The sequence below is a fragment of the Oleiphilus sp. HI0125 genome (assembly GCF_001635355.1).
The window spans coordinates 1-846 of record NZ_LWGF01001514.1 but is presented as its reverse complement, the minus strand read 5'-3'; the positions used below and the strand labels follow the sequence as shown (position 1 = coordinate 846).

Annotated in this window: 1 protein-coding gene; it reads right to left on the bottom strand. The window is 44.8% G+C overall.

The features are described from left to right. Positions 1-97: 97 nt before the first annotated feature. A partial coding sequence (locus tag A3762_RS25415) for a heme ABC transporter ATP-binding protein (RefSeq protein ID WP_068758197.1) occupies positions 98-846 on the bottom strand: 749 nt, incomplete at its 5' end.

Here is an 846-nt window from a genome sequence, read left to right as displayed (position 1 = left end):
TTTCTAGCTTCTAGCTTCTAGCTTCTAGCTTCTAGCTTCTAGCTTCTAGCTTCTAGCTTCTAGCTTCTAGCTTCTAGCTTCTAGCTTTCGCTATCCATCAAATAATCAGCTTATATCCTTCGGATGAGCTGGCGAATTCCGCTTTGTATTTCCAGCAGCGTTCAATGTTTTCGGCATTGAGTACGTCTTCCACATTGCCTTTTTGAACAGCTTTGCCTTGGTCGATGAGTAAGGCCTTGTCGCAGTATTTCAGTACATGGTTTAGGTCGTGGAGTACGCCAACAATGAGTATGTTGTGCTGTTTACAGAGTTGAGTGACAAATTCTAATAGTTGGTGTTGGTGTCCAAGGTCTTGGGCTGAGAGTGCTTCGTCTAACAATAACACGGGTGTTTGTTTGGCTTGGCTAATTTGTACCAATACGCGTGCGAGGTTTACGCGTTGCTGTTCTCCACCTGAAAGCTGAGGGTAATATTCATCTGCTAAATGCAGGCAGTCGCAACGGCGCATGCATTCGTTTACTACTTGCTCTGCTTGTTCTCTACTAAGTGAAAGTGGTGTGAGCCCTAGTTCAACGACTTCTTTTGCTTTGAATGCAAATGAGAGAATTGACGACTGAGGAAGTACGCCTACATGGCGAGCGCGCTCCATTGAGTCCCATTGCCGAAGTTCTTTTCCGTGTAAGAGAATGTCGCCGGTGTAGTTGTTGTCGCCGGATATGGCTTTTAAAAATGTAGACTTACCTGCGCCATTGGCGCCGACAATTGCCCAAAATTCACCCTCGCTAAATTCCTCATGGGTTGTACGAAGTAGTGTTTTGTTTCCTGCTTTAACTTGTAAATTGTTAA